The following is a 26647-nucleotide window of genomic DNA, read 5'->3' as shown; positions in this document are numbered from 1 at the left end:
GCAGACGGCGGACAGCGGACGGGCGGACAGGTGCAGGACCCCGTCTCCCACCGTCGCAGGGCTCACCCTCACGGGCGCGTCGGGGAAGGCGTTCGGGTGGCGGGGCCGGGGGAGCGGTGTGAGCCTGGCGCCATGACGATCAAACCAGCCAATCTCAGCGACCCGGCCGTCCGGGCCTTCGTCACCGCCGTCAACTCCCATGACAGGGAAGGCCTGCTGCACCTCCTCGCGCCCGGCGCGACCATGGCCGACGACGGCCGGGACCGGGAACTCGACCAGTGGATCGAGGACGAGATCTTCTCCTCCAACGGCCATATGGAGGTCGAGAACGAGTCCGACGGCGGCCGGGCGCTGCGCGCCCGCTACCGCAACGACACCTATGGCGAGATGAGCACCCAGTGGCGTTTCACCGTCGACGACGGGGGACAGATCTCCCGTTTCGAGACCGGGCAGGCGTGACACGGCCGGTCAGGAGACAGCGATCCGGCGTCCCAGGGCTTGTCCTCGTGTGCGCTCCAGCTCCTAGCGTCCACGGGCATGACACAAGAGACCCAGAGGACCCTGGGACGTACGGGGATCGACGTCAGCGCGCTCGGTTTCGGGTGCTGGGCCATCGGCGGTGAGTGGCAGGCCGCCGACGGGCAGCCGCTCGGCTGGGGCGCGGTGGACGACGCGGAGTCCGTACGGGCGGTCCACCGTGCCCTCGACCTCGGCGTCACCTTCTTCGACACCGCCGACTGCTACGGCACCGGGCACAGCGAGCGCATCCTCGGCCGGGCGCTGGGCAAGCGGCGCGACGACGTCGTCGTCGCCACCAAGTGGGGCAACCTCTTCGACGAGCGCACCCGCACCGCCGACGGCCAGGACGACACCCCGGCCCACGCCCGCCGCGCCCTGACCGACTCGCTGCGCCGGCTCGGCACGGACCACATCGACCTCTACCAGTTCCACCTCTCCGACGCCGACCCGGAGCGGGCGGCCGAACTCCGGGAGACCTGCGAGGAGTTCGTGCGGGAGGGCGTCGTGCACGCCTACGCGTGGAGCACCGACGATCCCGACCGCGCCGCCGTGTTCGCCGAGGGGGAGCACTGCGCTGCCGTACAGCACGCGCTCAACGTGCTGCAGGACGCCCCCGACATGCTGGCGCGGTGCGCGCAGTGGGGGCTCGCGAGCATCAACAGGAGCCCGCTGGCCATGGGGTTGCTGGCCGGGAAGGGGCGGGGGCGACCGGCGGCCGGGGACATCCGGAGCAGGCCGCCGGCGTGGCTCCCGGGTTACGACGCGGACGGGTCCGGCGCCGACGAGGAGTGGCTGGCCCGGATCGACGCCGTGCGGGACATCCTCACGAGCGACGGCCGTACCCTCGCCCAGGGCGCCCTCGCCTGGCTGTGGGCCCGCAGCCCGCGCACGATCCCGATCCCCGGGTTCCGCACGGTCGCGCAGGCCGAGGAGAACGCCGGAGCCATGGCGAAGGGGTCGCTCACCGCCGGGCAGTTGACCGAGGTCGAGCGTCTGCTCGGGCGGTGAGCGGCCCCACGGCCGTAAGAACCGGGGAAACGCGACAGCAGCTCATAGGATTTTCATAACGCGGCAAATTCCGCGCCGTCCGGCCCCCCGGTTCAGGAAGTCGCAGCTCGTCGCGGTGTACGGTCCGGGAGTGCGTGAATGTTCCCGGATCAGCCGGCGTGCCGTCCTCGGTCTGACGGCCGCCGCCCTTCCTCTGTCCACGGCTGCGACCCTGCCCCTGGCCACGGCCGCCGCGGCCGAGCCCGCCGTCATCGGGGGCGAGCAGCTGGCCCGCGGCGGCATCCAGGTACGCGGTGCCGCCGGCCTTCCCGCGAAGATCACCGCCCGCTCCTGGCTGATCGCCGACTGCGACAGCGGCGAGGTGCTCGCCGCGTTCAACGCGCACCGGCGGCTCCCGCCCGCGTCCACGCTGAAGATGCTCTTCGCCGACACCGTGCTGGAGAAGTTCGGCCGCACCGAGCGGTACACGGTCAAGGACTCCGACCTCGCCGACATCCCGGCCGGCTCCAGCCTGGTCGGCATCAAGCCCGGCATCACCTACACCGTCGAGCAGCTGTGGCAGGGCGTGTTCCTGCGCTCCGGCAACGACGCCGTGCACGTGCTGTCCCACATGAACGGCGGCATCGGCACGACGGTCGCCGAGATGCAGGCCAAGGCCACGGACCTGCAGGCCCTGGACACACACGTGGTCAGTCCCGACGGCTTCGACCACCCGGGCCAGATCTCCTCGGCGTACGACCTCACGCTGTTCGCCCGCCACGGTCTGAAGAACACCGACTTCCGCGGCTACTGCGGCACCCGCATCGCGGACTTCCCGGCGGGCGGCAAGAAGACCTTCCAGATCCAGAACACCGACCGCCTGCTGACCGGGGCCATGGGCCTGAGGACGTACGACGGCCTGATCGGTGTCAAGAACGGCTACACCAGCAACGCCGGCAACACCTTCACCGGCGCCGCGACCCGGGGCGGCCGCACCCTGCTGGTGACGGTCATGCACCCCGCCGAGGGCAGCAACGCCGTCTACGAGCAGACGGCCGCGCTGCTCGACTGGGGCTTCGGGGGCGGGCGTTCGGCCCAGTCGGTGGGCACACTCGTCGAGCCGCTCAGCGAGGGCGGCTCGAAGGCGAGCCCGGCGCCGGGGGCCAAGGGGGCGCAGCTGGCGGGCGGCGGCGAATCGACGTCGTCCGGCGGCCCGTCCGCCGGCCGGCTGGTGGAGGGCGCCGCGGGTACGGCACTGCTGCTGGCGGCGGCGGGCGCCTGGGTGGTCAAGCGGCGGCGCAGGACGGTCGCGGCGGCCGAGGCGGCCGAGCCGGCCGCACCGGTCGAGCCCGAGCCGACGGAGCCGGGCGGCCGCCACCGGCGCTGAACCGGCTGCCCCGGAACCGCTCGAACCGCTGAACGGTGCGGCGGCCGTTCCACCCGCCGGTGCGTACCCCGCGTCCCCGCGAGGTCCACCCCCAACTCCGGCCCGGTGGAACAGCCGCCGCCCTCCCCCCTCGGTATGGCTTGCGGAATCCACGCGCTCCAACTGTGAAGCTCTCGTGGAGGAAAGTTGAGCACATGTGCTCGACGGGCCGCAATACCGCGGATGTTCGAACTCCGTTTGCGGACAGGCGGGAAGCGGGGCCCGGCGCGCTCTCAGCCCCGCCCGACGTACGGCATCGCCGTCGCCAGCACTGTCGCGAACTGCACGTTCGCCTCCAGCGGCAGCTCGGCCATGTGCCGCACGGTGCGCGCCACGTCGGCCACGTCCATCACCGGTTCCGGCACCGTCTCGCCGTTCGCCTGCAGCGCGCCGACCTGCATCCTGGCCGTCATGTCGGTCGCCGCGTTGCCGATGTCGATCTGCCCGACCGCGATCCGGTACGGCCGCCCGTCCAGCGACAGCGACTTGGTCAGCCCGGTCAGCGCGTGCTTGGTCGCCGTGTAGGCCACCGAGTGCGGGCGCGGCGTGTGTGCCGAGATCGAGCCGTTGTTGATGATCCGGCCGCCCTGCGGGTCCTGCTCCTTCATCCGCCGGTACGCCGCCTGCGCGCACAGGAACGCCCCGGTGAGGTTGGTGTCCACCACGTGCCGCCAGGCGTCGTAGGGGAGTTCCTCGACCGGGACCCCGCCGGGCCCGAAGGTCCCCGCGTTGTTGAACAGCAGGTCCACCCGTCCGAACCGCTCCACGGCCGCCGCGAACAGCGCGTCCACGTCCTCGGGCCGGGAGACGTCGGTACGCACGACGAGCGCGGCGCCCCGCGGGACCAGCGCCGCCGTCTCCTCCAGCGTCCCGGTGCGCCGGCCGGCCAGCGCCACCGACCAGCCGGCCCGCAGCAGTTCCACCGCGACGGCCCGCCCGATACCGGAACCGGCGCCGGTCACCACCGCGATCTTCGATTGCCTGTCAGTCATGGCTCCGCAGCGTAGGCGGGAAGTCCGCCATGCGGAACGCCATGTCCGCCATACGGCTACCCGGCGTCCCGGCCGCTCCGTCCTCGCTCATGCGTGCCCCGGCACTGTGTACGAGCTGAGAGCATGGGTGCCGGTTGTCTCGCAGAGGGAGGGAAACATGCGCGAGCGCACGGCCCCGGACGCGGCGCGGAGCGGACACCCGGCACCGCTCCCGGCCGCCGCCCGCCGCACCGGCCTGCTCGTCACCTTCGTCCTCGGCGGCCTCACCGCGACACCCCCGCTGGCGATGGACATGTACCTGCCCTCGCTGCCCGAGGTCACCACGTCCCTGCACGCCTCCGCCGCCACGGTCCAGCTCACGCTCACCGCGTGCCTGGCCGGCATGGCGCTCGGGCAGCTGGTCGTCGGCCCGATGAGCGACCGCTGGGGCCGCCGCCGCCCGCTGCTCGCCGGCCTCGCCGTCTACGTCCTCGCGACCGCCCTGTGCGCGTTCGCGCCGAACGTCGGGACGCTGGTCGCCTTCCGCCTCGCCCAGGGCCTCGCGGGCGCCGCCGGGATCGTCATCGCCCGAGCCGTCGTACGCGACCTGTACGACGGCGTCGCCATGGCCCGTTTCTTCTCCACCCTGATGCTGATCTCCGGGGTCGCCCCGGTCGTGGCCCCGCTGATCGGCGGGCAGATCCTCCGGGTGACCGACTGGCGGGGCGTGTTCGTCCTGCTCACCGTCGTCGGCGCGCTGCTCGCCGCGCTCGTCTGGCTGCGGCTGCCCGAGACGCTCCCGCCCGGGGAACGGCACGGCGGCGGAGCGCCCGAAGCCCTGCGCGCCATGCGGGCGTTGCTCACCGACCTGCCCTTCACCGGCTACATGCTGGCCGGCGGCTTCGCCTTCGCCGCGCTGTTCGCCTACATCTCCGCCTCCCCCTTCGTCGTCCAGGAGATCTACGGCGCCTCCCCGCAGACCTTCAGCCTGCTGTTCGGCCTCAACTCGGTCGGTCTGGTGGCTGCCGGACAGCTCAACGGCAAGGTGCTGGTCGGCCGGGTCGCCCTGGAGAAGGTGCTGGGCGCGGGCCTCGCGGTGATCGTCCTCGCCGCGACGGCGCTGCTGCTGATGGCGACGGGCGTCTTCGGCGACGTCGGCCTCGCCCCCGTCGCCGCGGCCCTGTTCGTCCTGATGTCGGCGATGGGCGTCACGCTCCCCAACGCCCAGTCCCTCGCCCTGCTGCGCACCCGGCACGCCGCCGGCTCCGCCTCCGCCCTGCTCGGCACCACCTCCTTCCTCGTCGGCGCGGTCGCCTCGCCCCTCGTCGGCGTCGCCGGGGAACACACCGCCGTACCCATGGCGCTCGTCCAACTGGCGGGAGCACTGGTCGCGGCGGCCTGCTTCGTGGGAATGTGCCGTCCCTGGGACACACGGGGGAACGCCCGTGCGGGGTCGGAGGGAGACGAGCACTGAGCGCACCGAGACTGCGCGTCGACACGCCGGAACGGGCCGGGCTCGACCCGGCCGCCGTCGAGCACCTGATCGGCGAGCTGCACGCCCTCACCCACGGGGACCGCCCCTGGGCGCCCGGCGCCGTCGCCCTCGCCGGCCGCGGACCCGTGATCGCCGTCGCCGCGGCCGCGGGCTGGGCGGTGCGGTACGCCGGGTACGACGCCGAGACCGACACCGGCATCGAGCTGCCGCCCGAAGCCCGGGTCCCGGCGACCGTCGACACGCCCTTCGACCTGGCCTCCCTGACCAAGCTGTTCACCTCGGTGGCGGCCGTGCAGCAGATCGAGCGCGGCACCCTCGGCATGGACGCCCGCGTCGGCGACTACCTGCCCGACTTCCACGCCGCGGCCGACCACGGCATCACCGTCCGCCAACTCCTCACGCACACCTCGGGGTTGCGCCCCGAACTCCCGCTGTACGACTGCCCGGACGACGCCGCCCGCCGCGCGCTGCTGCGGGCCGAGGCCCCGACGGCCGCGCCGGGCACCTACGTCTACTCGGACCTGAACATGCTCCTGCTCCAGTCCGTGCTGGAGCGCATCACCGGCCGCGCCCTGAACGTCCTGATCGAGGACGGCATCACGCGCCCGCTCGGCATGACGGCGACCCGCTTCGGGCCCTGCGCCGGCGCGGCGGCCACCGAGGACCAGCGGCGGCCCTGGGCCAAGGCGGAGCGGGGGATGCTGCGGGGCGTGGTCCACGACGAGAACGCCTGGGCGCTCGGCGGGGTCGCCGGCCACGCGGGCCTCTTCTCGACCGCACCCGACCTGGCGGTCTTCTGCCGCACCCTGCTCGCGGGCGGCTCCTACGGCCCCGCCCGCATCCTCGGCCCCGACCTCGTCGAACTGCTGCTGACCCCGCCCGGGCTCGGCTTCGCCGTCGACCAGCCCTGGTTCATGGGCGGACTGGCGGGCGCCGGAGCGGCGGGCCACACCGGTTTCACCGGTACGTCGCTGGTCCTGGACCCGGCGACGGACACGTTCCTGGTGCTCCTGGCGAACACGGTCCACCCGAGGCGCCGGCCACCGGACAGCGGACCCCGGGCGGCGCTGGCGACGCTGCTGGCGAGCGCGGTCGTCTGAGCACCGCCGTAGGCACGGTGGTCCGGGCGGCGCCGTAGAATCGCCGGGTGAACGCCCCCGTACCACCGGCCGAAGCCCTGCGCCGAAGCCTCGCCGAACTGCTCGACGGACTCCCGCCCCGGCAGGCAGCGGCCGCCGTCGACCGGCTCATCGCCAACTACCGGGGCGACACCCCCACCTCCGCCCCGATCCTGCGCGACCGCGCCGACGTCGCCGCCTACGCCGCCTACCGGATGCCCGCCACCTTCGAGGCCGTCCGCTCCGCGCTGGCGGCGTTCGCCGACGCCGCCGGCGACTGGACGCCCGGCAGCCATGTCGACGTCGGCGGCGGCACCGGCGCCGCGACCTGGGCCGTCAGCGCGACCTGGCCCGGCGGGCGCGAGGTCACCGTGCTGGACTGGGCCGAGCCCGCGCTCGCTCTCGGCCGGGAGCTCGCCGCCGCCAACCCGGCCCTGCGGGGCGCCCGTTGGCAGCGCGCCCGGATCGGCGCGGACCTCACCCTGGCGGACACCGACCTCGTCACGGTGTCGTACGTCCTGAACGAACTCGCCGAGCCCGACCGGGCCGCCCTCGTCGACGCCGCTGCCGCCGCCGCGCAGGCCGTGGTGATCGTGGAGGCCGGCACCCCGGCCGGCTACGCCCGCGTCATCGAGGCCCGCGACCGCCTGGTCCGGGCCGGGCTGCGCGTCGTCGCACCCTGCCCGCACAGCGCCGCCTGCCCCATCGAGCCCGGCCGGGACTGGTGCCACTTCTCCTCCCGGGTGAGCCGCTCCTCCCTGCACCGCCAGGTCAAGGGCGGCACCCTGCCGTACGAGGACGAGAAGTTCTCCTACGTCGCCGCGACCCGCCTGCCGGCAGCGCCGGCCCCCGCCCGGATCGTCCGCCGCCCCCAGATCCGCAAGGGCCAGGTGCTGCTCGATCTCTGCGAGGCCGAGGGGAGGCTGGACCGTACGACGGTGACCAAGCGGCATGGCGACGTGTACAAGGCGGCGCGGGACGCGGAGTGGGGAGACCCCTGGCCGCCGCCGGAGGCGGACGCGTGACCGGCGGAGCTTGTTAGCGTCCCCCCATGGCCAAGAACCCCGCCCCCGACGCCAGCCGTCGCAGCGAGAAGTCCCGTCGGGCGATCTACGCAGCCGCCCTCGCCCTGGTCGGTGACGTCGGGTACCCGAAGACCACCGTCGAGGGGATCGCCGCCCGGGCCGGGGTCGGCAAGCAGACGATCTACCGCTGGTGGCCGTCCAAGGCGGCCGTGCTGCTGGAGGCGTTCCTCGACCTGTCGATGCAGGCGGCGCAGGAAGCGGGGCAGGCGCCGTACGTCATCCCGGACACCGGCGACCTCGCCGCCGACCTGAAGGCCGTGCTGCGGATCACGGTGGACCAGATGGCCGACCCGCGCTTCGCGGTGCCCGCCCGGGCGCTGGCCGCCGAGGGCCTGGTCAACGAGCCGCTGGGCCGGGAGTGCGTCACCAAGCTGCTCGAACCCCAGCTCCAGCTGTACGCCGACCGGCTGCGGGCCGCACAGGCCGCCGGGGCGGTACGGGCCGACGTCGATCCCCGTATCGCCCTGGAGCTGTTCGTCTCGCCCCTGGCCCAGCGCTGGCTCCAGCACACGGGCCCGATCACCCACGCCTACACGGACACCCTCGTCGACTACGCCCTGTACGGACTTGCCCCCCGCTGATCCGTGTGAGGCGCGTCTCGTCCGGTTCCTCCGGATCCGCCCCGCGGCCCCCCGAAGCGGAGGAGGATGGGACGATAAGGCATGCTGTCCCGCACACCAGCGAGGCACATCAGCGAGGCGATCTGCGAGGCGAGGGGATAGATGAGCGCGACGTTCGGCGGCCGGTCCGGCCGGCAGGGCAGACTCTCCCAGTGGTTGCGCGGACGCCGACCGAAGGAGACCGCCGACGACGGCGGCCGTGAGGCCCTGCTGCTCGCCGCCGCCGGGGCGGGCCTGCCGCTCGCCCCCGCCGCGCACCCCGCCCCCGGCTACCGCTGTTCCTGCGACCGGGTGGGCTGTCCCACCCCGGCCCGGCACCCGGTGTCGTTCGCCTGGCAGACGCAGTCCACCACCGACCGCGCCCAGATCGAGCGCTGGGTCCGCCACCAGCCGCAGGCCAACTTCATCACCGCCACCGGCATGACCCACGACGTCCTGGACGTGCCTCTCCCGGCCGGCCGGGAGGCGCTGGAGCGGCTGCTCGGATCCGGTGTCGAGGTCGGCCCGGTCGCCGAGAGCGACGACGGCCGCATGCTGTTCTTCACGCTCACCCGCGGCACCCCCGAGGACGAGGACGAGTGGTGGCCGTGCGAGCTGGACTGCCACCCCGAGACCATGGACGAGCACCCCGGCCTGCGCTGGCACTGCCGGGGGTCGTACGTGCTCGTGCCGCCCGCCCTGCTGCCCGGCGACGACCAGCGGGTGCGCTGGGCACGGGGCCCGGAGCACGCGCTCCCGGACCCGCTCAGCCTGCTGGAGGTCCTCACCGACGCCTGCGCCCGGTACGCGGGCGCCGAGCACCAGGCCTCCGCCTGGCCGCTGCGGCACTGAGCCACCGAGCCGCTGCACCTCTGAGCGCTATCCGCCCTGTGCCGACGTCAGCCCCGGCACCCGTCCCAGCAGGGACACCGCGCCGCTGCCCGCCGGGTCCAGGGCGACCTCGTTGGACATGAACTCCAGCGTCAGGGACTGGTTCACCTCGCCCTGGGTCAGCGCCTGCACGTCCTTGTTGTCGGGCGGCATCGTGGTGCCCGCGGCGGCCGTCCGCTTCTCGTAGTGGCGCGAGGAGAAGAACACCAGCGCCCCGCCGTCCGCCGTGCGCAGCGCCAGCGGCTGGTAGTCGCCGTTCGTGAGCGGCTTGTCGATGAACTGCGTGACCAGCCCCGGCTTGCGGGCCCGCTGGGCGCGGTTCGCCCGCTCGACGCTCGTGTACGCGCCGTCGGCGAAGGTCTTGCCGCCCTTCTGGAGGTACGTCGCGAAGTCCGCGCTCAACGCGTCGGGCGTGACGGCGAGTTGGGCCGAGCCGGCCGGTACGGCCTCGGCCCAGCCGTCCTTGTCCGTCGTGAACCGTGGCACGGCGCCCGGCGCGACCAGCGTCAGATACGCCACCTGCCAGCGCTCGTTCAGGCCGCTGCGGGTGAACACCAGCAGCCAGCGTGCGTCGCCCGCCTTGTTGCCCCGGGCGTCGGCGAGGAACCAGCGCGGCCAGCCCGCCTTCTCGGGGATGGTGATCTTCACGTCCGACAGCTTCAGCGGCACGTGGGCCGCGTTGCCCGAGGGACTGTTGACGTGCCCGGCCTTCAGCCGCGCGGCGTCGATGTCACCGAACGGGCCGGTGACATAGGGCGCGTCCAGGGAGCTGTCGAACGCCTTGTCCGCCTTGTTGTACGCGGCCGTGAACGCGGCGACCGCCTTGGTGGCCTCGGCGCGGGTGGCGGCGGGCAGCACCACCCGCTCCCCGTGCACCACCACGCATCCGCTCGCCGTCAGCGACAGGGCGGTCAGCGAGGCCGCCATGAGTGCGCCCCGGCGCACCGCCGCGCGTGCGTCACCGGCACGCCTGCGGAGCCTGCGCGGGCTGCGATCCCTGCTCATCAGGTACCTTCACCTTCCCCTTCCCGGAGGCGAACCCTACCGGGGCGGGGAACACGGTGCGTGCCGGGACCGGGTACAGCGGCCACACCGTGACCTGGCCGAGCCGCCCCACGGCCCGGCGGGCCGCGATGTTTCAATTCCCGGGTGACTGACTACGACATACTCCGCGTCTTCTGCGGACCGGACGGCGGCCACGGCAACGAACTCGGTGTCGTCCGCGACGGCTCCGTGCTGCCCGAGCGGAGCGACCGGCAGCAGCTGGCGGCCAAACTCGGCTTCAGCGAGACCGTGTTCGTGGACGACCCCGAGCGCGGCGTGATCGACATCTACACCCCCGCCCTGCGGCTGCCCTTCGCCGGTCACCCCTGCGTCGGCACCGCCTGGCTGCTCGACGTGCCCGAGCTCGTCACCCCCGCCGGAGTCGTCGGCGCCCGGCTGGACGGCGAGTTCAGCTGGATCGAGGCCCGCGCCGAGTGGGCCCCGCCGCGCACCCTGCGCCAGTACGGCACCCCCGCCGAGGTCGACTCCCTCGACGTGCCGCCGCCGGGGGAGTGGATCTACGCCTGGGCCTGGCAGGACGAGGCCGGCGGCCGGATCCGCGCCCGTGCCTTCCCCGGCCGCGGTGACGGCATCGACGAGGACGAGGCGACGGGCGCGGCGGCGATCCTCCTCACCGACCGGCTCGGCCGCGCCCTCAACATCACCCAGGGCAAGGGCTCCCAGCTCCTCACCGCCCCACAGCCGCACGGCTGGGTGGAGGTCGGCGGACGGGTCTCCCTGGAGCACTGAACCGCCCGCCGGGCAGCGCCAGGCGCTCCGCTGGAAGTGCCGCGATGTGCCGTCGGTCATCTGCGGGTCCGTCGTGGCTGGTCGCGCCCACGCGGCGGAGCCGCATGTCGATGGAGCCCCGCGCCCCTTCGGGGCGCCGCCGAACCGCACCGGACTTCGCCGGACCCGCTCAGGCGCTCAGCGGGAACTCCTCACCCAGTGCCCTGAACACGGCCGTGTTCAGGGCGAACGCCCGGTTGCACTCCGACACGATCCGCTGCTTCTCCAGGTCGTCCACGGTGATCGCGTCCAGCGTGCGCCGGTAACTCCGCTTGAACTCGGCCGGGTTGGCGACGCCCTCGAAGACGTAGAAGCGGACCCCGTCGCCCTTCTTCGGGAAGCCCCAGGTCTTCTCCGCCCGGTCGCGGATGACCTGGCCGCCGGAGAGGTCGCCCAGGTAGCGGGTGTAGTGGTGGGCGACGTAGCCACCGGGCCACTGCTCGGCGCACGTGCGGACCCGGTCCGCGTACGCCCGGGTCGCGGGCAGTGCGGACAGGGCCGCCCGCCAGCTGGGACCGCGCAGATGCGCCAGGTCCCGCTCCAGCGCCGGCAGCCGCAGCAGCTCCGGCCGGATGAACGGCCCCGCCACCGGGTCCGCGGCCAGCCGCCCGGCGCCGCTCTCCAGCGCCTCGTACACGAACCACAGCTGCTCGGTGTAGCGCCCGTACGCGGCCACGCCCAGTCTGCCGCCGAGCAGGTCGCTCATGAAGGTCGAGGTCTCCGCCGCCATGTGCTGCTCGTGCGAGGCGGTGCGGATGAGTGCCGAGAAGGAGTCCATGAGCCCGTCCCTGGATGGTCTGCGGAGCTTTGCCGACACCTTGTCGGTAAAAGTCTACAAGACAAAGCCCACCCCGGCAGGGGGTGGGCACGTCGGTGTTCAGGGAAGAGTCAGGATCTCCGCGCCCGAGTCCGTCACCACCAGCGTGTGCTCGAACTGAGCCGTCCGCCTGCGGTCCTTCGTCACGACCGTCCAGCCGTCGTCCCACAGGTCGTACTCGTACGTCCCCAGCGTCAGCATCGGCTCGATCGTGAACGTCATGCCGGGCTGCATGACCGTCGTCGCGTGCGGGCTGTCGTAGTGCGGGATGATCAGGCCGGAGTGGAACGACGAGTTGATGCCGTGCCCGGTGAAGTCACGGACGACGCCGTAGCCGAAGCGCTTGGCGTAGGACTCGATGACCCGGCCGATGATGTTGATCTGCCGGCCCGGCCGGACCGCCTTGATCGCGCGGTTCAGGGACTCGCGGGTCCGCTCCACCAGCAGCCGCGACTCCTCGTCCACGTCCCCGACCAGGTACGTGGCGTTGTTGTCGCCGTGCACCCCGCCGATGTACGCCGTCACGTCCAGGTTGACGATGTCACCGTCGTTCAGGACCGTCGAGTCCGGGATGCCGTGGCAGATGACCTCGTTGACGGACGTGCACAGCGACTTGGGGAAACCGCGGTAGCCGAGCGTGGACGGGTAGGCGCCGTGGTCGCACATGTAGTCGTGGGCGACCTTGTCCAGCTGGTCCGTGGTGACCCCGGGCGCGATGATCTTCGCGGCCTCCGCCATCGCCTGTGCGGCGATGCGGCCGGCGATCCGCATCGCCTCGATGGTCTCGGGGGTCTGCACCTCGGGCCCGGTGTACGGCGCCGGCGCGGGCTTGCCGACGTACGCGGGGCGGCGGATGTTTCCGGGGACCGGACGGGTGGGGGACAGCTCCCCTGGTACGAGCAGCGACTGGCCAGACATGCCAGCGAGTCTATCGAGCGGAGATGGGGGAACATGTCCGTGGCGAGAGGAGCTGTCCATGCCCCTGTTCAAGAAGCGCACCGTCGGCAAGCCGGGCGAGTGGTACTACTGCCTGGAACACAAGAAGGTCGAGGAGGGCCCGGAGTGCCCGGGCAAGGACCGCTTCGGGCCCTACGCCTCGCCCGAGGAGGCCCGGCGGGCGATGGAGACCGCCGCCGAGCGCAACCTGGAGTGGGAGAACGACCCGCGCTGGCACGACGCGTCCGCGCGGGGGAACACCGACGACGAGTGATCACCCCACGGCCTGTCCGGCGGCGGCGCGCCGCTCACGCATCCGTACGGAGTGCTCGTTGGTCCGGGCGTCGTACGTCATGAGCCCCGGCAGGCACAGCGCGAGCAGCCCCATCGCGCCCACGCAGGCCAGACCGCCGGAGACGACCGAGGTCCGCACGCCCGCCCAGGCGGCGAGACCACCCGCGCGGACCTGGCCGAGCTGCGGGCCGACCGAGTAGGACAGCAGCTCGATCCCGGCGAGCCGGCCGCGCAGCTCGTCGGGGATCGTCTGGTTCCACATGGCGGCCCGGAAGATCCCGGAGACCATGTCGAAGCCGCCGCCGACGATCAGGAACAGCAGCACCAGCCAGACGTTCCCGCATGCGCCCGCCGCCGCGACGGCCAGGCCCCAGCCGGCGGCCGACACCACGACCAGCAGCCCGTGCCGGTGCACCCGCGAGGTCCAGCCGCCGGTCAGGCTCACCAGCATCGCGCCGGCCGGGACGGCCGCGTACATCAGCCCGAGCGACCAGTCGGCGTGCAGTTCGTCGGCCAGGAACGGCAGGACCGCGAGCGGCATGGCCAGGAACATCGCGGCGAGGTCGACGGCATAGGTGCCGAGGAGCTCCTTGCGGCTCCACGCGTACCGGGCGCCCTCCAGGACCGCGTTCAGCGAGGGCTTCGCGGCCTCGTGCGCGGCGGGGGAGGGAGCGATCCGCACGATGAACACCAGCGACACGGCGAAGGTCAGCACATCGGCGGCGTACGCCCAGCCGAGGCCCGCATACGCGACGACCACGCCCGCGACCGCCGGGCCGGCGACGCCGCCGACCGTCCAGCGCAGCGAGTTCAGCGAGGCGGCGGCGGGCAGGTCGGCGTGGGCCACGAGCCGGGGCCAGAGGGAATCCAGCGCCGGGCGCTGGACCGAACCCAGAGCGGCGGAGAGCGCCGCGACGGCGTACAGCGGCCAGACCGCCGGGTGCGGGAGCAGGGCGTCGACCAGCAGCGCCGCACTCAGCAGCCCCTGCCCGGCCTCCGTCCACACGATCAGCTTCCGCTTGTCCAGGGCGTCGGCGAGGGCGCCGCCGTAGAGCCCGCAGACGATGAGCGGCAGCAGTTCCACGGCACCGACCGCGCCCACCGCCGCCGCGGAACCGGTGAGGTCCTTCAGCTGGACGGGCAGCGCGACGAAGGTCAGAAAGCTGCCGAAGTTACTGATCAGCCCTGATGTCCAGAGCCGCCGGAAGTCGGCGGAGGCCTTCCAGGGGGAGAGGTCGGGGAGGAGGTGGCGCAGAAGATCGCGAAGCACAAGGGGTCATGCTCGGCGGGCCGCGCGCTCCGGGCAACCGTATTTCCGGGCGCGGGCCACGAAGGTGCAGGTCACCGGGGGCACAAGGGTGCGGGTCACCACGGGGCCGGCGGCGGTGCCGTCAGAATCTCCGCCAGCTTCGACAGCCGGTCACGGAAACCCTGCTGAGCCCTCGCGGAGCCCGCGCCGTTCTCGCCCGCACCCGCGCTCACCAGGTGCTGCACCGAGTCGAGGTCCAGCTCCGCGCCCTCCGGCACCGCCAGCGACTCGTGGGCCATCGCGGCCAGCTCGCCCCCGCCCGTGCCGAGCGCCAGCACCGTCACCCCGGCCCGCCGGGCCGCGTGCACCCGCTCCAGCAGCGGCGCGGGCTCCTCGGGCGCCACGACCAGCAGGGTCTCGCCGCGCCCCGCCGCCTCGATGCGGCCCGGCCCGACGGCCAGATGCGGCGGGTCCGAGGGGTGCGCCCGGTGCCGTACCAGCGTCGGCGCCAGCTCCGGCGTACCCGACCACGCGGCCTCGTCGACCAGGTGCGCCGCCAGATGCCACGGCTCGTACTCCGGCGTGCCGACCAGCAGCAGCCCGCCCCCGTGCGCCACCACCGACCCGCGCAGCGCCCCCGCGAACCGGCGGGTGGCCCCCAGCCACTCCGTCCCGGCGAGCACTTCCCGCAGCAACGCGACCCGTACGGCGTCCATGTGACCGCATCCTGCCGCAACCGGTCACTCGTGACGCGGAGTTCACCCGGAATTCGCCCGCCTCGGGGACAAGCACCGGTCACGTACGCGACGCCGAAAGAACCCGACGGCCCCGACGACCCCGAGGAGCGCCCATGAGCGACGTCACCGTCCCCTTCCGCGCCGGACACGACGGCTACGCCAGTTTCCGGATCCCGGCGATCGTGGCCACCGGCGCCGGCACGCTGCTCGCCTTCTGCGAGGGACGCCACGACTCCGGCGCCGACCACGGCCACATCGACCTCGTGCTCAGGCGCTCCACCGACGGCGGCCGCACCTGGGGCCCGCTCACCGTCGCCGCGAGCAACGGCACCGGCCTCGCCGGCAACCCCGCCCCCGTCGTCCTCGACACCGGCCGGGTCCTGCTCGTGCACATCCGCGCCGCCGCAGGGGCCACCGAGGACGCCGTCATGCGCGGACAGGTCCCGGACGCCGACGGGCGCCGGGTGTGGGTGCGGCACAGCGACGACGAGGGTTTGACCTGGTCCGCGCCCACCGAGATCACCGCGCAGGTCAGGCGGCCCGGCTGGCGCTGGTACGCCACCACCCCCGGGCACGCCCTCCAGCTCGGCGGCGGGCGCGTGGTCGTCCCCGCCAACCACTCCGTGCCGCCCACCGGCACCGACACCGGCGCCGAACCGCGGTACTACTGCGGCCACTGCCTGCTCAGCGACGACCGGGGCGAGAGCTGGTACCTCGGGTACGTCGACGAGAACACCGACGGGTACATCAACGCGAACGAGACCACGGCCGCCGAACTCCCCGACGGGCGCCTGTACTTCAACACCCGCACCATCCCCGGCGCCAGGCCGGCCCCCGGCACCCGCGCCGACGCCCACTCCACCGACGGCGGCCGCACCCTCGCCCTGCCCTTCCGGCCCCAGGCCGGGCTCGCCGGGCCGGTCTGCCAGGCCTCCGTCCACCAGCTCCGCGACCCCGACCTGCTCCTCTACGCCGGCCCGGCCGACCCCGCCGCCCGTGCCCTGATGACCCTGCGCGTCTCCGCCGACGGCGGCACCACCTGGCGCCCGGCGTTCACCGCCGACGGGCTGCCCGCCGCCTACTGCGACCTGGTCCGCGTCGACGCCGGTACGGTCGGACTCCTCTACGAGACCGGCGACTTCGGCCCGTACGAGAGGATCGCCTTCCGCCGGGTCCCGCTGCGCCGCCTCACCTGACCCGGTGCCGTGGCCGCCACGGACGTAGAGTCGGGCGCATGACCTCTACCGACAGCGCACAGACCCCTGCCAAGGCCCCCGCCAAGGACCCCTGGGACCTGCCCGACGTCTCCGGGTACGTCGTCGGCGTCCTCGGCGGCACCGGCCCGCAGGGCAAGGGCCTCGCCTACCGGCTCGCCCGGGCCGGCCAGAAGGTGATCATCGGCTCGCGCTCCGCCGAGCGCGCACAGGCCGCCGCCGACGAACTCGGCCACGGCGTCGAGGGCGCCGACAACGCCGAGACCGCGCGCCGCAGCGACATCGTGATCGTCGCCGTACCGTGGGACGGCCACGGTGACACGCTGGCCGCCCTGCGCGCGGACCTGTCCGGCAAGCTCGTCGTGGACTGCGTCAACCCGCTCGGCTTCGACAAGAAGGGCGCCTACGCCCTCAAGCCCGAGGAGGGCAGCGCCGCCGAGCAGGCCGCCGCCCTGCTGCCGGACTCCCGGGTCACCGCCGCCTTCCACCACCTGTCGGCCGTCCTGCTCCAGGACCCGGAGACCGACGAGATCGACACCGACGTGATGGTGCTCGGCGAGCAGCGGGCCGACGTGGAGATCGTGCAGGCCCTCGCCGGGCGCATCCCCGGCATGCGCGGCGTCTTCGCCGGGCGGCTGCGCAACGCCCACCAGGTCGAGTCGCTCGTCGCGAACCTGATCTCCGTCAACCGCCGCTACAAGGCACACGCCGGGCTCCGCGTCACCGACGTGTGAGCCGCGAGGGGCGATGGGGGACACTGGTCGGCGAAGCAGTCCGAGCAGTGTCCCCCGACAGGAGCCGACCCCCATGCCCCCCCTGCCCCCGCCCACCCAGACCCGGCGACTTGCCCTCTATGCCCTCGCCGTCTGCGTCCTCGCCGTGGCCGCCGCCGTCGTCTCCTTCGTCCAGGGCAGCTGGCTGGGGATCGTCTGGGTGCTGCTGGCGGGCCTGTCGTCCAACATGAGCTGGTACTACGTGAAGCGCGGCCGGCAGGCGGCGGCGCAGGGCGAGTCCGTCACCGGCTGATCGTGCAGATCTCCGGGGTGCCGCGCCAGAAGCGGTACAGCTCCTGGCCGCAGTAGCGGGAGTAGTCGTCGACGCCGAGGGCGCGCAGGATCGTGTCGATCGCGTCGAAGAAGACGCTGTTGACCGACGGCACCCACAGCAGCGCGAACACGAACAGCAGGCCGAACTGCGCGTACGGCGCCAGCTGCCGCTTGATCCGGTACGACAGCCACGGCTCGATCACGCCGTAGCCGTCCAGGCCCGGCACCGGCAGGAAGTTCAGGATCGACGCCGTCACCTGGAGCAGCACCAGGAACGCCAGCGCGAACCGGAAGTCCGCGGGCACCCCGTCGAGCGCGTGCAGCCAGAACGGCGCGCTGCACACCACCGCGAACAGCACGTTCGTCATCGGGCCCGCCGCCGAGATCAGGCTGTGCTTCCAGCGGCCCCGGATCCGGCCGCGCTCGATGAACACCGCGCCGCCGGGCAGTCCGATCCCGCCCATGATCAGGAAGACCACCGGGAGCACGATGCTCAGCAGCGCGTGCGTGTACTTCAGCGGGTTCAGCGTGAGGTAGCCCTTCGCGCCCACCGTGATGTCACCGCCGTGCAGCGCCGTGCGCGCGTGCGCGTACTCGTGCAGACACAGGGAGACGACCCAGGCCGCCGTCACGAACAGGAACACCGCGACGCCCGGCTGCGTCGCGTACCCGCTCCAGGTGGCCCAGCCGGTCACCGCCGTCACGGCCATGATCCCGACGAACACGGGACTGACCCGGCGGTCACTGGAGCGGGTGGTGGCGGTGGTCATGGGCAGGGCTCCTGCTGGTGTCTTGGGTGGGGTGGGGTCGACCGTACCGGTGATGTGGGGGGAACGTCCTGCGGACGGCCAGAGGTTCCTGGTAATCGGTAGGCTGGAATCGAGTCGACTGAGGAGGTGGCCATGACGATTGCCGAGGGCTGGGTCGAGCTTGTCCAGGACGCCATCCATGTGCCGAAGACCGCGCGCCTCCGGCTGACGAGGAATGGGCTCACCTTGGTACCTGTCACTCAGGCGCACGTGACGACGGCCCGGCGCATCGCCAACCAGATCGAGGCAGGACTGCCCGGTTGGATGGCGACAGGCGAGTTCTCGGTCGTCCCTCCCCGGGAGGGCTACAAGCCGGAGCCTGATGCGTCGGCGTTGCCGCTGGAGCAGATCCGTCCGGGCAAGAGCGAGATCGATGAATCGCTGCTGCCCTTCGTGGTAGAGGTCGTATCGCCGGAGAGCAAGCACCGCGACTACAGCACCAAGCCCGACCACTACGCGCTGCGCGGCATCCCCGCCTACCTGATCGTCGACGTCCTCGCCGCCACCTGGACGCTCCTGACCCAGCCGGAGAACGGTGCCTACCAGTGCACCCAGTCCGGCCCCTTCGGCAAGGAGATCGAGATCCCCGTCGCCGACCGGACCCTCACCCTCGACTCCTCCCAGTTCATGCGCATCTGAAACCCACAAGCCGCGCCCGGTCGTAGCCGGAGACAATGGACCCCGTGCGCTATCGGCTTCTCGGCACCACCCAGGCACTCCGCCCCGACGGTACGACCGTCCCGGTCGGCGGGGCGCGGCTGCGCGCCCTGCTGAGCGTGCTCGCGCTCAGGGCCGGGCGGACCGTGCCCGTGGGCGTGCTCGTGGACGAGGTGTGGGGCGCCGACCCGCCCGCCGACGCCGCCGGCGCGCTCCAGGCGCTGGTCGGCCGGCTGCGCCGTACCCTCGGCGCGGCCGCCGTCGCCTCCGCCGAGGGCGGCTACCGGCTCGCCGCCGCCTTCGACGACGTCGACCTCAACCGGTTCGAGCGGCTCACCGGCGACGGGCTCGCCGCGCTCGCCGACGGCGACCCGGCCAAGGCCGCCGTGGTCCTGGACGACGCGCTCGCCCTGTGGCACGGCCCCGCCCTCGCCGACCTGCCCGACCACGGCGGCGAGGCGGCCCGCTGGGAGACCCGCCGGCTGGACGCGCTGCGCGCCCGGCACACCGCCGCCCTCGCGCTCGGCCGGGCCGAGCAGTCGCTGCCCGAGCTGACCGCGCTGTGCGACGAGCACCCGCTGGACGAGCCGCTCCAGGCGCTGCGGCTGCGCGCCCTGCGCGACACCGGCCGCCCCGCCCGGGCGCTCGCCGCCTACGAGGACGTGCGACGGCTGCTCGCGGACCGGCTCGGTGTCGACCCCGGGCCCGAACTGCGCACCCTGCACGCCGAGTTGCTGACGGCCGAGGCGCAGGAACCCCCGAGGCCGCAGCAGCCGCGGCCCGCCGTGGGCAACCTGCCCGCCCGGCTCACCTCCTTCGTGGGCCGGGAGACCGACATCGACGCCATCGGCGCCGATCTCGGGCGGGCCCGGCTGGTCACCCTGCTGGGGCCCGGCGGCGCCGGCAAGACCCGGCTGTCCCAGGAGGCCGCCGACGCGGTACGGCACACCGTCCGCGACGGCGTGTGGCTGGCCGAGCTGGCTCCCGTGGACGACCCCGGGGCCGTACCGCAGGCCGTGGTCACCGCGATCGGCGCCCGCGAGACCGTGCTGCACGGCGCCGGTGTCGAGAACATGCGCGCGGTCGCCGACCGGCACGACGAACCCCTCGAACGGCTCCTGGAGCACTGTGCCCGGCGCCGGATGCTGATCGTCCTCGACAACTGCGAGCACGTCGTGGAGGCCGCCGCCGAGCTGGTCGCCCGGCTGCTGGAGCGCTGCCCGGGGCTGGTCGTCCTCGCCACCAGCCGCGAACCCCTCGGTGTGCCGGGGGAGTTGGTGCGCCCGGTGGAGCCGCTGCCGGAACCCGTCGCGCTGCGGCTGCTCGCCGAGCGGGGCGCGGCGGCCCGGCCCGGGTTCCGCACCGAGGACGATCCGGACGCCTGCGCCGAGATCTGCCGGCGGCTCGACGGGCTGCCCCTCGCGATCGAGCTGGCCGCGGCCCGGCTGCGCATGCTCACCCCCCGGCAGATAGCGGAGCGGCTGGACGACCGCTTCCGGCTGCTCACCTCCGGCAGCCGGACCGTGCTGCCCCGCCAGCAGACGCTGCGGGCCGTCGTGGACTGGTCCTGGGACCTGCTGGACGCGGACGAACGCGCCGTACTCGCCCGGCTGTCGGTGTTCGCGGGCGGCTGCGACCTGGCCGCCGCCGAGGCGGTGTGCGGCCCCGTCGCACTCGACGCGCTCGGGTCCCTGGTGGACAAGTCCCTGGTGGTGGCCGCTCCGTCGGGCGACCGCGCGATGCGCTACCGCCTCCTGGAGACCGTCGCCGAGTACGCCGCCGAACGGCTGGCCGAGACCGGTGGCCGCGGTGACGCCGAGCACGCGCATCTGACCTACTACCGCGAACTCGCCCGCACCACCGACCCGTTGCTGCGCGGCCCCGAACAGCGCACCGCCATCGAGCGGTTCCAGCTGGAGTACGAGAACCTGCGCACCGCCCTGCGGCACGCCGTCGCCCTCGGTGACGAGCAGGAGGCGCTGTGCCTCGTGCTGTCCCTGCTGTGGTTCTGGCAGATGCGCGACCAGCGCCTGGAGACCCGCACCTGGTGCGCGGAGGTGATGCGGCTCGGCCCCGACCCGTTCGCCGCACCGGCCCGCCCGGCCCTGCCGGTGTGGCAGCGCTGCACCGACGCCCCGCCCCCGTACACCGGAGAGGTGCTCGCCGAGGCCCGGCGCGGCGTTCATCTGGCCCATCTCGCCTGCATGGAGACCGAGTTGGAGGCCTGGCAGACGCCCGAGGCGCAGGCCAAGCTGCGGACCGTCACGCAGGTGTACGAGCCCGGCCTGCCGCAGACCTGCCGGGTCCCGGGCATGCTGTGGTTCTTCGCCGAGATGATGACCGGCGGCATGGACCGGCTGCACACGATCATGGACGCCACGGTGGAGACGTGCCGCAGCACCCCCGGCTTCGAGTGGGAGCTGGGCTTCGCCCTCCACATGCGCGCCGGCCTGCTCGCCAACCGCACCGCCTGGGCGGGCGACGCGTCCCGCGACGCGGACGAGGCGCTGGAGATCCACCACCGCCTCGGTGACGCGTGGGGCATCGCCGAGGCGCTGTCCGCGAGGGGCGAGGCCCATGAGCGCAAGGGCGCCTACGCGGCCGCCGCCGACGACTACCAGGCCGCCATCGCCTACGCCGATCGCCTCGGCGCCCGCGCCCAGGCGGCCGTCCTGGGTGCGCGGTTCGGCAGCGTGCTCATGGAGCAGGGCGAGCTGGAGCGCGGCGAGGAGATGCTCCGTGACGTCATCGCCAGCCAGGACGGCTCCTTCAACGAGGCGATGCCCGCCGCCCGGCTCTTCCTCGCCTGCTGGCTCGGCGTGTACGGCCGCACCGGCGAGGCGCGTGAGCAACTCCGGCTGCTGCGCGAGGAGTTCAAGATCGCGCACTTCGTGGTCTTCGACGCGATGATCCTCGTCCAGGAGGCCTGGCTGGATGCCCTCGACCGGCTGCCGGAGCAGGCCCTGGACCGGGTCCGGCAGGCGCTGCGGCTGGCCCGCGACCCGCTGTCCGAGGCCATCAGCCCGCACCTGCCGTCCGTCTGTCTCGCCGTCGCCGCGATGGCCCTGGCCGAGCGCGGCGACGCGGGTGCCGTGGACGGCGCCCGCTGTCTGGGCGCCGCCGACGCCCTGCTGCCGCCCGGCCATGTCCGCTCCGGCATGGAGCGCCGGGCGCACGACCTGACCGAGGCCCGTGTCCGCGAGCGGCTCGACGCCGCCGAATACGCGGCGGCGTACGCCGAGGGCGGTGGCCTCTCCCTCGCGGAGGCCACCGCCCTGTTCTGACGCACGGCGGACGTCAGCTCTTCGTGCGGAACTTGTGGATCGCGACCGGCGCCATCACCACGGTGATCGCCACCGACCAGCCCACCGTCATCCACACAGGGTGGGCGATCGGACCGCCGTTCATGAGGCCGCGGGCCGAGTCCGCGAGCGTCGACAGCGGGTTGTAGTCGGTGAAGTGCCGCAGCCAGCCCGGCATCGACCGGGGCGGGGCGAAGATGGACGACCCGAACTGCAGCGGGAACAGCACCAGGAAACCCATCGCCTGCACCGACTGCGCGTTCTTGAGGACGACGCCGAGGGTGAGGAACACCCACATGATCGAGGTGGCGAACAGCGCGGACAGCCCCACGGTCGCGAGCAGCCCGGGCCAGCTGTGGATGTGGAACCCGACCAGGACCGCGACGGCCATCAGGATGGCGGTCGCGAACAGCATCCGCGCCAGCTCCACTGCGATCTTCGCGAACAGCACGGAGCCGCGGCCGATCGGCAGCGAGCGGAACCGGTCCATGACCCCGCTGTTGAAGTCCTGGCTGAAGCCGGTGCCGACGCCCTGCGACAGGGTCATGCTCATCATCGCGATCATGCCGGGGATGACGTACTGCACGTACTTCCCCTGGCCGCCGCCGAGCGCCTGTCCGATCGAGCCGCCGAAGACGTACACGAACAGCAGCGTGAAGACGATCGGCATGAGCAGTGCGTCGAACATCGACTCCGGGTCCTGGCGGATCCAGAGCAGGTTGCGGCGGATGAGCGCGCCGGTGTGCCGCAGATGACCGCGCAGCGGGATACGGCCGTCGGCCTCGGCGACGGTGGTGGTGACCGAGCTCATGCGGCGATCTCCTGACGGGCGTCGGCGGGCGTGGCGTCCTTCTCCGGAGCACCGGCACGGTGGCCGGTGAGGGACAGGAACACCTCGTCCAGGCTGGGCAGTTCGGTGGTGATGGAGGAGATGGTGATGCCGCGCGCGGTGACCGCGCCGACCACCGCGGTCAGCTGCTCGTCGCTGAGGATCGGCACCAGCAGCGTCCCGGTCTCGGGGTCGACGGTGGTGGCGGCGAGCCCGGTGATGCCCAGCTCGTCCAGCATGTCGGCGAGCGGGCGCAGCTGCAGCGGATCGACGGGACGCACGCGCAGGGTGCGGCCGCCGACCCTGGCCTTCAGTTCCTCGATCCCGCCGGTGGCGATGACCTTGCCGCGGTCCACCACGGTCAGCTCGGCGGCGAGCTGCTCGGCCTCCTCCATGTACTGGGTGGTGAGCAGCACGGTGACGCCCTCGCCGACCATGGCCTTCACCTCGTCCCACACCTCGTTGCGGGTGCGGGGGTCCAGCCCGGTGGTCGGCTCGTCGAGATACAGCACGGCGGGCCGTCCGATCATGGATGCGGCGAGGTCCAGCCGCCGCCGCATGCCACCGGAGTACGTACTGGCGGGCCGCTTGGCCGCCTCGGTGAGGGAGAACCGCTCCAGCAGCGCGTCCGCCCGGGCGCGGGCGTCCTTGCGGGAGAGGTCGAGCAGCCGCCCGATCATGTACAGGTTCTCCCAGCCGGGCAGCTTCTCGTCGACCGAGGCGTACTGCCCGGTGAGCCCTATGACCCGGCGCAGCTGCCGGGGCTGGCGCAGGACGTCGTACCCGGCCACGGTGGCCTGTCCGGCGTCCGGGGTGATCAGGGTGGACAGGATCCGGACGAGGGTCGTCTTGCCGGCGCCGTTCGGCCCGAGCACGCCCATCACGGTGCCCTCGCGCACGTCCAGGTCGACGCCGTCCAGCGCCTTGGTCTCGCCGTAGTGCTTGACCAGTCCCCGCACCGTCACCGCATGGCCCGCGCCGACGGGGTTGTCATCGATTCGCGTCATGCCACAGACGGTGCCAGGCCCCACCGACAAACGACCGACAGGCCGCCGACGGCCACCCGACAGCGGACCGGCGCACACCTGAAGAAGGGGCAGCCCGCCGACGGGGGAAGATCGGCGGGCTGCCCGGGGTGTTTCCGCAGTGGCTCAGTGGCGACGCCTAGTGGACGGAGTGCTCCTCCTGCGGGAACGTTCCACCGACGACGTCCTCCGCGTACGCCTTCGCCGCGCCGGTCATGACCGCACGCAGGTCGGCGTACTTCTTGACGAACTTGGGGACCCGGCCGGAGGTCAGGCCCAGCATGTCCGTCCAGACCAGGACCTGCGCGTCGCACTCGGGGCCCGCGCCGATGCCGACCGTCGGGATGTGCAGGACGCGCGTCACCTCGGCCGCCAGCTCCGCCGGGACCAGCTCCAGGACCACCGCGAACGCGCCCGCGTCCTGCACGGCCTTGGCGTCGCGGAGCAGCTGCTGCGCCGCCTCCTCGCCGCGCCCCTGCACCCGGTAGCCCATCGCGTTCACGGACTGCGGGGTCAGACCGATGTGCGCGCACACCGGGATGCCGGCCTCCACCAGCAGCCGGATCTGCTCGTGCGAGCGCTCGCCGCCCTCCAGCTTGACCGCGCCGGCCCCGGCCTCCTTCACCAGCCGGGTCGCCGAGCGCAGCGCCTGCACCGGACCCTCCTGGTACGAGCCGAACGGCAGGTCGGCCACGATCAGCGCGCGCTGCGTGCCGCGTACCACGGCGGCCGACAGCATGGTCATCTCGTCCAGCGTGACGGGCACGGTCGTCTCGTACCCGAGGTGGCAGTTGCCCGCCGAGTCGCCGACCAGGATCACCGGGATCCCGGCCTCGTCGAAGACGGACGCGGTCATCGCGTCGTAGGCGGTGAGCATGGGCCACTTCTCGCCGCGTTCCTTGGCGAGGGCGATGTCGCGAACCGTGATGCGGCGTGTGCCCTTGCCCCCGTACAGCGCCTTGCTGCCGTCGGAGGGCTTCGTCTGGGCAGCCGAAAGCTGCGTCATGGGAACAGCTCCTTCAGTCATCTCGAGGCGCCCGTACGGCGTCCCCGGATCGCCTCCATGGTGGCACTTCGTGCCGAGCAGGGCCAGAGGGGTCCGCCGTGATCCGCTCTCGCGTAAGGCCTTGGTAAAGGAATTAGATACGAGACCGTTCCGTATCGAAATAAACGTAGCCTCGAACACATGACAAGTCCCGTCCCTGCCTCCCGGATACCGGAAGCGGTGCACCGGCGCCGTTGGGCGATCCTCGGCGTCCTGATGCTGAGCCTGCTCATCGTGGTGCTCGACAACTCGATCCTGAACGTCGCCATCAAGACCATCTCCACCCCGGCGCCCGTCGGCCTCGGTGCCAGCCAGGGGCAGATCGAGTGGGCGATCAACGCCTACACCCTCGTCTTCGCCGGCCTGCTGTTCACGGCCGGCCTCGTCGGCGACCGCCTCGGCCGCAAGAAGGTGCTGATCGGCGGCATCGCCGTGTTCGGCATCGGCTCCGCGCTGGCCGCCGAGTCCGGCTCCCCGGCCCAGCTGATCGCGTTCCGCGCGCTGATGGCCCTCGGTGCCGCCTTCGTGATGCCCGCCACGCTCGCCGTCCTGATGAACGTCTTCGAGCGCGAGGAGCAGCCGAAGGCCATCGGCATCTGGGCCGGCGGCGTCGGCCTCGCCATCGCCATCGGCCCGATCACCGGCGGCGCCCTCCTCGACCACTTCTGGTGGGGCTCGGTCTTCCTCGTCAACGTGCCCATCGTGATCGTCGCGCTGGTCCTGATGGCCTGGCTGGTGCCCGACTCCCGCGACCCGAGCCCGGGGCGCCTCGACCCGATCGGCGTGGTCCTGTCCGTCGTCGGCCTCGTCCTGCTGGTCTACGGCATCATCAAGGGCGGCGAACTGGCCGACTTCACCGACCCGAAGGTGCTCGCGACGGCCGGCGCCGGTGTCGTCGTCCTCGTCGCCTTCGTGATCTTCGAAAAGCGCAGCGACCACCCGTCGCTCGACGTCACCTACTTCAAGAACAGGGTCTTCTCGGCCGCCATGGCCGCCATCGCGCTGGTCTTCTTCGCGCTGATGGGCGTCACCTTCTTCTCGGTCTTCTACACCCAGAGCGTGCGCGGCTACTCGCCGCTGGAGTCCGGTGTGCTGATGCTGCCGCTGGCCGCCGCGCAGATGATCTTCGCGCCGCGTGCCCGGCTGGTGGTCGACCGGTTCGGCAACCGGGCCACCACCACCGCGGGCCTGGTGCTGATCGCCGCGACGCTCGCCGCGTTCGCCACCTTCGAGGCCGACACCCCGATCTGGCTGCTGGAGGTGATCTTCTTCCTCATGGGCACCGGCATGGCGCACATCATGACGCCGACCTCGGTCGTCATCATGCAGGCCCTGCCGCGCGAGAAGGCCGGTTCGGCCTCGGCGCTGAGCAACACCTTCCGCCAGGTCGGCGGCGCGCTCGGCATCGCCGTACTCGGCTCGGTGCTCGCCACGTCGTACCGCAACGGCGTCGAGGGCAAGCTCGGCCTGCTGCCGCCCGCCCTGCGCGAGAAGGCCGGCGAGTCCATCGAGGCCACCCTCGGCATCGCCGGCAGGCTCGGCCCGCGGGGCAAGGCCCTCGTCACCCCCGCCAACGACGCGTTCCTGCACGCCATGCACGTCACCGCGCTGTGCGGAACGGGTGTCGCGCTGATCGGCGCCGTGGTGACCGTTCTGTTCCTGCCGGGCAGGCCGACGGCGGGCCAAGAGGGCGAGAAAGAGCCGGAGTTGGTCGTAGCGGCGGACTGAGCAGCAGCCACAGACTGATACGGATCGACACAGCC

The 26647-nt window shown here is 72.8% G+C and carries 26 protein-coding genes and 1 pseudogene; 16 read left to right on the top strand and 11 right to left on the bottom strand.

Annotated elements, in window-relative coordinates; genetic code table 11:
* Positions 1 to 132 precede the first annotated feature (132 nt).
* The 3 genes from BIV25_RS01805 (at position 133) to BIV25_RS01795 (ending at position 2893) form a co-directional block, all read left to right on the top strand.
* Positions 133 to 459: a hypothetical protein gene (locus BIV25_RS01805; protein WP_071370298.1), complete on the top strand. Its 327-nt coding sequence runs from the start codon at positions 133 to 135 to the stop codon at positions 457 to 459.
* A gap of 78 nt (positions 460 to 537) precedes the next feature.
* Complete coding sequence (locus BIV25_RS01800) at positions 538 to 1527, top strand: aldo/keto reductase (RefSeq protein ID WP_071370297.1); 990 nt, start codon at positions 538 to 540, stop codon at positions 1525 to 1527.
* A 130-nt stretch (positions 1528 to 1657) separates the two neighbouring features.
* Positions 1658 to 2893, top strand: coding sequence for a D-alanyl-D-alanine carboxypeptidase family protein (locus tag BIV25_RS01795; protein WP_079176380.1), 1236 nt, complete (start codon positions 1658 to 1660; stop codon positions 2891 to 2893).
* A 272-nt stretch (positions 2894 to 3165) separates the two neighbouring features.
* Here BIV25_RS01795 and BIV25_RS01790 read toward each other — a convergent pair whose 3' ends face one another.
* Entirely contained in the window at positions 3166 to 3924 is a 759-nt protein-coding gene (locus tag BIV25_RS01790; RefSeq protein WP_071370295.1) for an SDR family oxidoreductase, read from the bottom strand.
* 157 nt (positions 3925 to 4081) lie between these two features.
* Between BIV25_RS01790 and BIV25_RS01785 the strand changes: the two genes are divergently transcribed.
* The 5 genes from BIV25_RS01785 to BIV25_RS01765 all read left to right on the top strand — a co-directional run bounded on the left by BIV25_RS01785 (position 4082) and on the right by BIV25_RS01765 (position 9052).
* A complete protein-coding gene (locus BIV25_RS01785) occupies positions 4082 to 5377 on the top strand; it encodes a multidrug effflux MFS transporter (RefSeq protein WP_071370294.1) in 1296 nt (431 codons plus the stop codon).
* Positions 5317 to 6498 carry a serine hydrolase gene (locus tag BIV25_RS01780; RefSeq protein WP_177235127.1) on the top strand — a complete coding sequence of 394 codons (1182 nt, stop codon included), beginning with the start codon at positions 5317 to 5319 and terminating at the stop codon, positions 6496 to 6498. The genes BIV25_RS01785 and BIV25_RS01780 overlap by 61 nt, the downstream gene beginning before the upstream one ends.
* A 47-nt stretch (positions 6499 to 6545) precedes the next feature.
* Complete coding sequence (locus BIV25_RS01775) at positions 6546 to 7541, top strand: small ribosomal subunit Rsm22 family protein (RefSeq protein ID WP_071370293.1); 996 nt, start codon at positions 6546 to 6548, stop codon at positions 7539 to 7541.
* 26 nt (positions 7542 to 7567) lie between these two features.
* Positions 7568 to 8182, top strand: coding sequence for a TetR/AcrR family transcriptional regulator (locus BIV25_RS01770; protein ID WP_071370292.1), 615 nt, complete (start codon positions 7568 to 7570; stop codon positions 8180 to 8182).
* A gap of 141 nt (positions 8183 to 8323) precedes the next feature.
* Positions 8324 to 9052 (top strand): bifunctional DNA primase/polymerase, encoded by a 729-nt coding sequence (locus BIV25_RS01765; protein ID WP_071370291.1) that lies wholly within the window; start codon positions 8324 to 8326, stop codon positions 9050 to 9052.
* Between the two features lie 27 nt (positions 9053 to 9079).
* Here BIV25_RS01765 and BIV25_RS01760 read toward each other — a convergent pair whose 3' ends face one another.
* Entirely contained in the window at positions 9080 to 10096 is a 1017-nt protein-coding gene (locus tag BIV25_RS01760) for a hypothetical protein (protein ID WP_071370290.1), read from the bottom strand.
* A pseudogene (locus BIV25_RS52320) lies at positions 10050 to 10193 on the bottom strand (iron transporter); the annotation flags it as partial. The gene BIV25_RS01760 and the pseudogene BIV25_RS52320, both read right to left, overlap by 47 nt.
* Positions 10194 to 10240: 47 nt before the next feature.
* Between BIV25_RS52320 and BIV25_RS01755 the strand changes: the two are divergent.
* A complete protein-coding gene (locus BIV25_RS01755) occupies positions 10241 to 10885 on the top strand; it encodes a PhzF family phenazine biosynthesis protein (protein ID WP_071370289.1) in 645 nt (214 codons plus the stop codon).
* 169 nt (positions 10886 to 11054) lie between these two features.
* Here the strand turns inward: BIV25_RS01755 and BIV25_RS01750 are convergent, their stop codons facing one another.
* Complete coding sequence (locus tag BIV25_RS01750) at positions 11055 to 11702, bottom strand: heme oxygenase (biliverdin-producing) (protein ID WP_071370288.1); 648 nt, start codon at positions 11700 to 11702, stop codon at positions 11055 to 11057.
* A 99-nt stretch (positions 11703 to 11801) separates the two neighbouring features.
* Positions 11802 to 12659 carry a type I methionyl aminopeptidase gene (map, locus tag BIV25_RS01745; protein ID WP_071370287.1) on the bottom strand — a complete coding sequence of 286 codons (858 nt, stop codon included), beginning with the start codon at positions 12657 to 12659 and terminating at the stop codon, positions 11802 to 11804.
* 58 nt (positions 12660 to 12717) lie between these two features.
* On the opposite strand from map, the gene BIV25_RS01740 reads away from it, so the two are divergent.
* Positions 12718 to 12951: a hypothetical protein gene (locus BIV25_RS01740; RefSeq protein WP_071370286.1), complete on the top strand. Its 234-nt coding sequence runs from the start codon at positions 12718 to 12720 to the stop codon at positions 12949 to 12951.
* On the opposite strand, the gene BIV25_RS01735 is transcribed toward BIV25_RS01740, so the two are convergent.
* Together BIV25_RS01735 and BIV25_RS01730 are read right to left on the bottom strand one after the other, a co-directional pair.
* Positions 12952 to 14226, bottom strand: a complete 1275-nt coding sequence (locus BIV25_RS01735) for an MFS transporter (RefSeq protein WP_071370605.1) — start codon at positions 14224 to 14226, stop codon at positions 12952 to 12954. It abuts the gene before it with no gap.
* A gap of 110 nt (positions 14227 to 14336) precedes the next feature.
* Entirely contained in the window at positions 14337 to 14936 is a 600-nt protein-coding gene (locus BIV25_RS01730) for a hypothetical protein (RefSeq protein WP_071370285.1), read from the bottom strand.
* A 134-nt stretch (positions 14937 to 15070) separates the two neighbouring features.
* Between BIV25_RS01730 and BIV25_RS01725 the strand changes: the two genes are divergently transcribed.
* Genes BIV25_RS01725 through BIV25_RS01715 form a run of 3 tightly spaced genes read left to right on the top strand, consistent with a single transcriptional unit; the run spans position 15071 to position 17197 of the window.
* Positions 15071 to 16153, top strand: coding sequence for an exo-alpha-sialidase (locus BIV25_RS01725; protein WP_071370284.1), 1083 nt, complete (start codon positions 15071 to 15073; stop codon positions 16151 to 16153).
* Between the two features lie 38 nt (positions 16154 to 16191).
* Positions 16192 to 16905, top strand: a complete 714-nt coding sequence (npdG, locus tag BIV25_RS01720) for an NADPH-dependent F420 reductase (protein ID WP_071370283.1) — start codon at positions 16192 to 16194, stop codon at positions 16903 to 16905.
* Positions 16906 to 16918: 13 nt separating this feature from the next.
* Complete coding sequence (locus BIV25_RS01715; protein ID WP_079176379.1) at positions 16919 to 17197, top strand: hypothetical protein; 279 nt, start codon at positions 16919 to 16921, stop codon at positions 17195 to 17197.
* On the opposite strand, the gene BIV25_RS01710 is transcribed toward BIV25_RS01715, so the two are convergent.
* The gene (locus tag BIV25_RS01710; RefSeq protein ID WP_071370281.1) at positions 17187 to 17987 is read right to left on the bottom strand and encodes a site-2 protease family protein; all 801 of its coding nucleotides are present in this window, start codon (positions 17985 to 17987) and stop codon (positions 17187 to 17189) included. The genes BIV25_RS01715 and BIV25_RS01710 overlap by 11 nt on opposite strands.
* A gap of 132 nt (positions 17988 to 18119) precedes the next feature.
* Here BIV25_RS01710 and BIV25_RS01705 point away from each other — a divergent pair, with 132 nt between their 5' ends.
* Positions 18120 to 18665 carry a Uma2 family endonuclease gene (locus BIV25_RS01705; protein ID WP_071370280.1) on the top strand — a complete coding sequence of 182 codons (546 nt, stop codon included), beginning with the start codon at positions 18120 to 18122 and terminating at the stop codon, positions 18663 to 18665.
* A 35-nt stretch (positions 18666 to 18700) separates the two neighbouring features.
* Positions 18701 to 21967 (top strand): BTAD domain-containing putative transcriptional regulator, encoded by a 3267-nt coding sequence (locus BIV25_RS01700; protein ID WP_071370279.1) that lies wholly within the window; start codon positions 18701 to 18703, stop codon positions 21965 to 21967.
* A 13-nt stretch (positions 21968 to 21980) separates the two neighbouring features.
* On the opposite strand, the gene BIV25_RS01695 is transcribed toward BIV25_RS01700, so the two are convergent.
* The 3 genes from BIV25_RS01695 to panB form a co-directional block, all read right to left on the bottom strand.
* Positions 21981 to 22796 (bottom strand): ABC transporter permease, encoded by an 816-nt coding sequence (locus tag BIV25_RS01695; RefSeq protein ID WP_071370278.1) that lies wholly within the window; start codon positions 22794 to 22796, stop codon positions 21981 to 21983.
* Positions 22793 to 23821 (bottom strand): ATP-binding cassette domain-containing protein, encoded by a 1029-nt coding sequence (locus BIV25_RS01690; protein ID WP_071370277.1) that lies wholly within the window; start codon positions 23819 to 23821, stop codon positions 22793 to 22795. Before BIV25_RS01690 ends, BIV25_RS01695 begins: the two co-directional genes overlap by 4 nt.
* 157 nt (positions 23822 to 23978) lie before the next feature.
* Positions 23979 to 24845, bottom strand: a complete 867-nt coding sequence (gene panB, locus BIV25_RS01685) for a 3-methyl-2-oxobutanoate hydroxymethyltransferase (protein WP_071370276.1) — start codon at positions 24843 to 24845, stop codon at positions 23979 to 23981.
* 180 nt (positions 24846 to 25025) lie between these two features.
* Here panB and BIV25_RS01680 point away from each other — a divergent pair, with 180 nt between their 5' ends.
* Positions 25026 to 26612, top strand: a complete 1587-nt coding sequence (locus tag BIV25_RS01680; RefSeq protein WP_177235126.1) for an MFS transporter — start codon at positions 25026 to 25028, stop codon at positions 26610 to 26612.
* The last annotated feature ends 35 nt before the right edge of the window (positions 26613 to 26647 follow it).

It is taken from the genome of Streptomyces sp. MUSC 14 (genome assembly GCF_001866675.1).
GTDB lineage: Bacteria > Actinomycetota > Actinomycetes > Streptomycetales > Streptomycetaceae > Streptomyces.
This window is presented reverse-complemented; position numbering and strand designations above follow the sequence as displayed.

Excerpts from the sequence above, each read along its gene's own strand:
- BIV25_RS01805 (WP_071370298.1), top strand. The coding sequence starts at position 133 with ATGACGATCAAACCAGCCAATCTCAGCGACCCGGCCGTCCGGGCCTTC.
- BIV25_RS01800 (WP_071370297.1), top strand. The coding sequence starts at position 538 with ATGACACAAGAGACCCAGAGGACCCTGGGACGTACGGGGATCGACGTC.
- BIV25_RS01790 (WP_071370295.1), bottom strand. The coding sequence starts at position 3,924 with ATGACTGACAGGCAATCGAAGATCGCGGTGGTGACCGGCGCCGGTTCC.
- BIV25_RS01785 (WP_071370294.1), top strand. The coding sequence starts at position 4,082 with ATGCGCGAGCGCACGGCCCCGGACGCGGCGCGGAGCGGACACCCGGCA.
- BIV25_RS01770 (WP_071370292.1), top strand. The coding sequence starts at position 7,568 with ATGGCCAAGAACCCCGCCCCCGACGCCAGCCGTCGCAGCGAGAAGTCC.
- BIV25_RS01765 (WP_071370291.1), top strand. The coding sequence starts at position 8,324 with ATGAGCGCGACGTTCGGCGGCCGGTCCGGCCGGCAGGGCAGACTCTCC.
- BIV25_RS01760 (WP_071370290.1), bottom strand. The coding sequence starts at position 10,096 with ATGAGCAGGGATCGCAGCCCGCGCAGGCTCCGCAGGCGTGCCGGTGAC.
- BIV25_RS01750 (WP_071370288.1), bottom strand. The coding sequence starts at position 11,702 with ATGGACTCCTTCTCGGCACTCATCCGCACCGCCTCGCACGAGCAGCAC.
- map (WP_071370287.1), bottom strand. The coding sequence starts at position 12,659 with ATGTCTGGCCAGTCGCTGCTCGTACCAGGGGAGCTGTCCCCCACCCGT.
- BIV25_RS01740 (WP_071370286.1), top strand. The coding sequence starts at position 12,718 with ATGCCCCTGTTCAAGAAGCGCACCGTCGGCAAGCCGGGCGAGTGGTAC.
- BIV25_RS01730 (WP_071370285.1), bottom strand. The coding sequence starts at position 14,936 with ATGGACGCCGTACGGGTCGCGTTGCTGCGGGAAGTGCTCGCCGGGACG.
- BIV25_RS01725 (WP_071370284.1), top strand. The coding sequence starts at position 15,071 with ATGAGCGACGTCACCGTCCCCTTCCGCGCCGGACACGACGGCTACGCC.
- npdG (WP_071370283.1), top strand. The coding sequence starts at position 16,192 with ATGACCTCTACCGACAGCGCACAGACCCCTGCCAAGGCCCCCGCCAAG.
- BIV25_RS01715 (WP_079176379.1), top strand. The coding sequence starts at position 16,919 with ATGGGGGACACTGGTCGGCGAAGCAGTCCGAGCAGTGTCCCCCGACAG.
- BIV25_RS01710 (WP_071370281.1), bottom strand. The coding sequence starts at position 17,987 with ATGACCACCGCCACCACCCGCTCCAGTGACCGCCGGGTCAGTCCCGTG.
- BIV25_RS01705 (WP_071370280.1), top strand. The coding sequence starts at position 18,120 with ATGACGATTGCCGAGGGCTGGGTCGAGCTTGTCCAGGACGCCATCCAT.
- BIV25_RS01700 (WP_071370279.1), top strand. The coding sequence starts at position 18,701 with ATGGACCCCGTGCGCTATCGGCTTCTCGGCACCACCCAGGCACTCCGC.
- BIV25_RS01695 (WP_071370278.1), bottom strand. The coding sequence starts at position 22,796 with ATGAGCTCGGTCACCACCACCGTCGCCGAGGCCGACGGCCGTATCCCG.
- BIV25_RS01690 (WP_071370277.1), bottom strand. The coding sequence starts at position 23,821 with ATGACGCGAATCGATGACAACCCCGTCGGCGCGGGCCATGCGGTGACG.
- panB (WP_071370276.1), bottom strand. The coding sequence starts at position 24,845 with ATGACGCAGCTTTCGGCTGCCCAGACGAAGCCCTCCGACGGCAGCAAG.
- BIV25_RS01680 (WP_177235126.1), top strand. The coding sequence starts at position 25,026 with ATGACAAGTCCCGTCCCTGCCTCCCGGATACCGGAAGCGGTGCACCGG.